The sequence below is a fragment of the Streptomyces sp. SID14436 genome (genome assembly GCF_010548465.1).
GTDB lineage: Bacteria > Actinomycetota > Actinomycetes > Streptomycetales > Streptomycetaceae > Streptomyces.
Genome location: NZ_JAAGMD010000036.1, coordinates 1 through 4,373 on the forward strand (window position 1 = coordinate 1; position 4,373 = coordinate 4,373).

The following is a 4,373-nucleotide window of genomic DNA, read 5'->3' on the forward strand; positions in this document are numbered from 1 at the left end:
GGGCACGTCCCCTCCAGGAGCCCCCGACCCCACCCGGCAGCCGGCCGGGGGCCCGCCGACCGCCCCGCCAGGTCCCGCCCGGACTTCACCGCTCGCCGTGCCCGTACTGCCGCACGGCGAGCGGTACGAACACGGCGAGCAGCACCGCGCACCACAGCAGTGACCCGGCCACGGGGTGCGCCACCGGCCACGCGGCGTGCGCGGGCACCGGGGCGTTGCCGAACAGGCCCCGCATCGCCGTCGCCACCGCACTGACCGGATTCCACTCCGCCACCGTGCGCAGCCGGCCCCCCCGGCGCAACCTGGGACGGGACCCCGCCCGCGCGCCCGCCGTCCGGGCCGCGCGAACCGGCCGCCTCCTCGTCGCGGGTGAGCAGCCCGAGACAGCTGCCGATCCGGACGCAGGGGAAACGGAACAGCAGGAGCGGTGCGACGGACGCCGGGCCGGGTGCTCGACGGGTTCGGCCCGGGACCTCGACCCGGGATCGTGACCCCCACCGTGACGCGGGGTCAGAGCAGCGCCAGCTGGCCCTCCGGGCCCTCCTCCTGCGTGTCCAGCACCGAGGCCGGCCGGCGGGCGGCGGACGGGACGGGCAGGACGCCCGCCGCGCGCAGTGCGGACCGGCCGACCGGAGCGGGCAACGGGGCGTCGGTCAACGCGGCCCGTGCGGAGCCCAGTTCGGCGAGCAGGGTCAGCACCGTGATCAGCTCCAGCAGCTGTGACGTCCAGCTCTGCGGCCAGGCCGCCGGGCGGACCGCTTCCAGGGTGCCCGGCTCACCGGCGTCCGTGCGGACGGCGAACCACTGCTCCAGGACGCGGATCCCGCCCGTCTCGAAGTCCCACGCCTCGGGCGGCACCGGCGCGATCCGGCCCTCGTCGAGGAGCAGGGCCTCCTCGTCGCGGTCGTAGTCCAGGGTCACCGGCCGGGCCGGCAGCGGGGCCCGGACGTAGGGGCGGCGCCCGCCCGGCAGCTTGGGCCGCTCGCCGTCGCGGCGCATCAGCCACAGCATCCGGCGGCCCGTCCCCACCCCGGTCGCCCACGCGTCGGCGTCGGCGGTGAGCGGAACGACCGGCCCGTCCGGCCCCGGCCGTGCTACCGCGAGGATCCAGGCCAGCACGTCCACCGCGTCGACCGTGCCGCCGAGGCGGGCCGCCAGGTGGGCGGTCAGGCCGGGGGTCAGATTCGGTTCGGCGCCCCGGGGCCTGCGGTACAGCGGCCGGATCCGGCCGGGACCCAGCAGCGGCACGTGCGGGGTCGCGAGCAGCGGCAGGCCCGGTCCGCCGGCGGGGGCGGGCGTCTCCACGACGAACGTCTGCCGTTCGTCCGCCACCCGCCACAGCTCGGGCCGGGCCGCGTCGATCAGGCGGTGGTCGGGGATCAGCCACTGCTCGTCGAAGGGGGCGCGCAGCACCCGCACCGGCTCGGGGCACGGCCCCGAGGCGCGGGCGAGCCGCTCGGTGCCACCGCCGCCTCCCGGCAGCTGTGCGACCGGGGTGTGCGGCGTACGGGCGCGCGTCGGCCGGAACAGCGCCTCGCGCTCGGGCCCCTCCGCCGCCACCAGGGCGTTCCAACGGGCCTTCAGGGACCCCGCGTCGGGGCCCGCCGGCCACCCCCGGCCGAGCCGCGGCGGTGCGACGGACCACGGCATGAGGTCCGCCAGCGGCGGAGCGTCGTCGTGCGTCACGCAGGGCATCGTACGACCTGGGCGGGGGCCCGGATCAGTGGGCGTCGAGGGTCACCGTGAAGGAGAAACGGTCCCCCCGGTAGTTGATGACGGCCACGTCCAGGGGCCGCCCGTCGGTGCCGCGGGTGACGCCCGTGTAGTGCAGGATCGGGCTGAGCAGCGGCACCTGGAGCAGCCGGGCCGTCTCGGGGTCGGCGAGGCGCGCCTCCACCGTGTCCGTGATCCGGCCGATGTCGGCCCCCGCGACGTCCCGCAGCACCTTGGTCATGGGCCAGCGCTCCAGGTCCTCCGGGTCGATACGGGCGGCGAGTTCCGGGCGCACCCAGTTGCGGGCGTGGTTGGTGGGTTCGCCGGTCTTCTCGTCGCTGCGCAGCCGGTGGTAGCCGGCGACCTCCGTCAGGTCCGGGAAGTGCTCGGCGATGTCCGCCGGTACGGGGGCGGGCCCGTGGTCCAGCAGTTCGGTGGTCATCCCGGACTGCTGGGCCACGATCGCGTCCACCGAGCCCAGCAGCCGCACCGGCGTGCCCCGGGCGACGTCCGGCTCGATGAACGTGCCGCGCCGCCGGTGCCGGCTGATCAGGCCCTCGTCCTCCAGTTCCTTCAGCGCCTGCCGCATGGTCAGCACGCTCACCCCGTAGTGCCCGGCCAGTTGTTCCTCGGTGGGCAGCCGCAGCGGGTCCTGCGGCGAGCGGCCGAGGATCGAGGCGCGCAGCGACTGCGACACCTGGTACCAGAGCGGCAACTTGCGATTCAGGACGATCGAATCAGGGGCGAAGGAAGTCACGGGATCATCCGTATCGGTCGGGAACGCTCAGTGCAATCCGCGTGCGGCGGAGCCGGGTGCTCCGCCGCACGCGGTCGCCCGGTTCACTGGACGCGGAAGTGCCGTTCGAAGGAGTTCCACACGTCGTCGTAGTCCTCCTGGAGGTGCTCCGCGCGCGCCGCCTGCGGGGTGAGGGACAGCGGCCAGCGGGTCTCGAACATGAAGGCCAGCCCGTCGTCGATCTTCTGCGGCTTCAGCTCGGCCGCGCTCGCCCGCTCGAAGGTCTCCCGGTCCGGTCCGTGCGCCGACATCATGTTGTGCAGCGAGCCGCCGCCCGGCACGAAGCCCTCCGCCTTCGCGTCGTAGGCGCCCTCGATCAGGCCCATGTACTCGCTCATCACGTTCCGGTGGAAGTACGGCGGGCGGAAGGTGTCCTCGCCCACCAGCCAGCGCGGCGCGAAGACCACGAAGTCCACTCCGGCCAGCCCCGGGGTGTCGCTCGGCGAGGTCAGCACCGTGAAGATGGACGGGTCCGGGTGGTCGTAGGAGATGGTGCCCATCACATTGAACCGGCGCAGGTCGTAGGCGTACGGCACATGGGTGCCGTGCCAGGCGACCACGTCGAGGGGTGAGTGGCCGTAGGTGGCCGACCACAGGTTGCCGCAGAACTTGTTCACCACCTCCACCGGCCCCTCCACGTCCTCGTACGCGGCGACCGGAGCCCGGAAGTCCCGCGCGTTGGCGAGGCCGTTGGCGCCGATCGGGCCGAGCTCGGGGAGCACGAAGGGCGCACCGTAGTTCTCGCACACGTAGCCGCGGGCGGTCTCGTCCAGGAGCTCCACCCGGAAGCGCACCCCGCGCGGGATCAGCGCGATGTGGCCCGGCTCCACGTGCAGGAGCCCGAACTCGGTGCGCAGCAGCAGCCCGCCGAGCTCCGGGACGATCAGCAGCTCACCGTCGGCGTCGCTGAACACCCGGTCCATCGAGGCGGTGGCGTGGTACAGGTGCACGGCCATGCCCGCGCGCTGCGTGACGTCCCCGTTGCCGCCCAGCGTCCACAGGCCGGCCAGGAAGTCCGTGCCCTCGGGGGGCTCGGGCAGCGGGTCCCAGCGCAGCCGGTTGGGGTCCGGCACCGTCTGGTTGAAGGGCGCCGTGCGGAGCGCGCCGTTGCTCGTGCGGGTGAATGCCGGGTGGGCCGCCGAGGGGCGGATCCGGTACAGCCAGGAACGGCGGTTGCCGGCCCGCGGCTCGGTGAAGGCCGAACCGCTCAGCTGCTCAGCGTACAGCCCGAGGGGCGCGCGCTGCGGTGAGTTCCGGCCCTCGGGAAGGGCGCCCGGGACCGCTTCGGAACAGTGCTCGTTGCCGAAGCCGCTGAGGTGTGCCAGGCCCTCGGCGGCCTTGCGCGCTGCCTCGCGATCGCCCGCGCCCGTGCGGGCGGTGCCCCCATCGCTCATGTCCGGTGCTCCCTTGCGTCCGATTCCTATGCAACACCGTAGGATTGCGATTTCCCGTGCGCAAGAGGGCCGGGTGAATCCCGCGTGTCCTCCTCCCGGTGGAGGACACGGACCAGACTTCAGAGGGATCCCCGGGATCGCACCCCTGTTCTACGCTCCGGACATGTCATGGACGCGGAGCCTCACCGCCGCGCTCGCCCTGGGTCTCGTCCTCGCCGCCGGACCCGCGGGCTGCGCCTCCCCCGACGCCCGGGGGCAGGACGGCGCGCCCGCGTCGGCCGGCCGGCTCCTGGAGGCACGGGACCCGGAGGGGCGGCCCTATCGCGAGGCCGGGCCGAACGCGGCTCCGCGCGTGGGGGTCGAGGTGACGCCCGACGCCGGCGGCGGCTGGGCCGTCCGGCTGACCGTGCGCGGCTTCCGCTTCTCCCCGGACGGCACCACCGGACGGGCCGTGCCCGGCCGCGGCCTCG

At 74.7% G+C, this 4,373-nt stretch carries 3 protein-coding genes and 2 pseudogenes; 1 reads left to right on the top strand and 4 read right to left on the bottom strand.

The window, feature by feature from the left end; genetic code table 11:
* Positions 1-85: 85 nt before the first annotated feature.
* From G3I53_RS01465 to hmgA, 4 genes and pseudogenes are all read right to left on the bottom strand, one after another.
* Positions 86-437 (bottom strand): annotated as a pseudogene (locus G3I53_RS01465) (ABC transporter permease); the annotation flags it as partial.
* A 73-nt stretch (positions 438-510) separates the two neighbouring features.
* On the bottom strand, positions 511-1,695 hold the full coding sequence (locus G3I53_RS01470; protein WP_164437948.1) for a type ISP restriction/modification enzyme: 1,185 nt from the start codon (positions 1,693-1,695) through the stop codon (positions 511-513).
* A gap of 25 nt (positions 1,696-1,720) precedes the next feature.
* Complete coding sequence (locus G3I53_RS01475; protein ID WP_164332572.1) at positions 1,721-2,470, bottom strand: GntR family transcriptional regulator; 750 nt, start codon at positions 2,468-2,470, stop codon at positions 1,721-1,723.
* Positions 2,471-2,553: 83 nt separating this feature from the next.
* Positions 2,554-3,903: a homogentisate 1,2-dioxygenase gene (gene hmgA / locus G3I53_RS01480; protein WP_164332571.1), complete on the bottom strand. Its 1,350-nt coding sequence runs from the start codon at positions 3,901-3,903 to the stop codon at positions 2,554-2,556.
* Positions 3,904-4,066: 163 nt separating this feature from the next.
* Between hmgA and G3I53_RS01485 the strand changes: the two are divergent.
* A pseudogene (locus tag G3I53_RS01485) lies at positions 4,067-4,373 on the top strand (hypothetical protein); the annotation flags it as partial.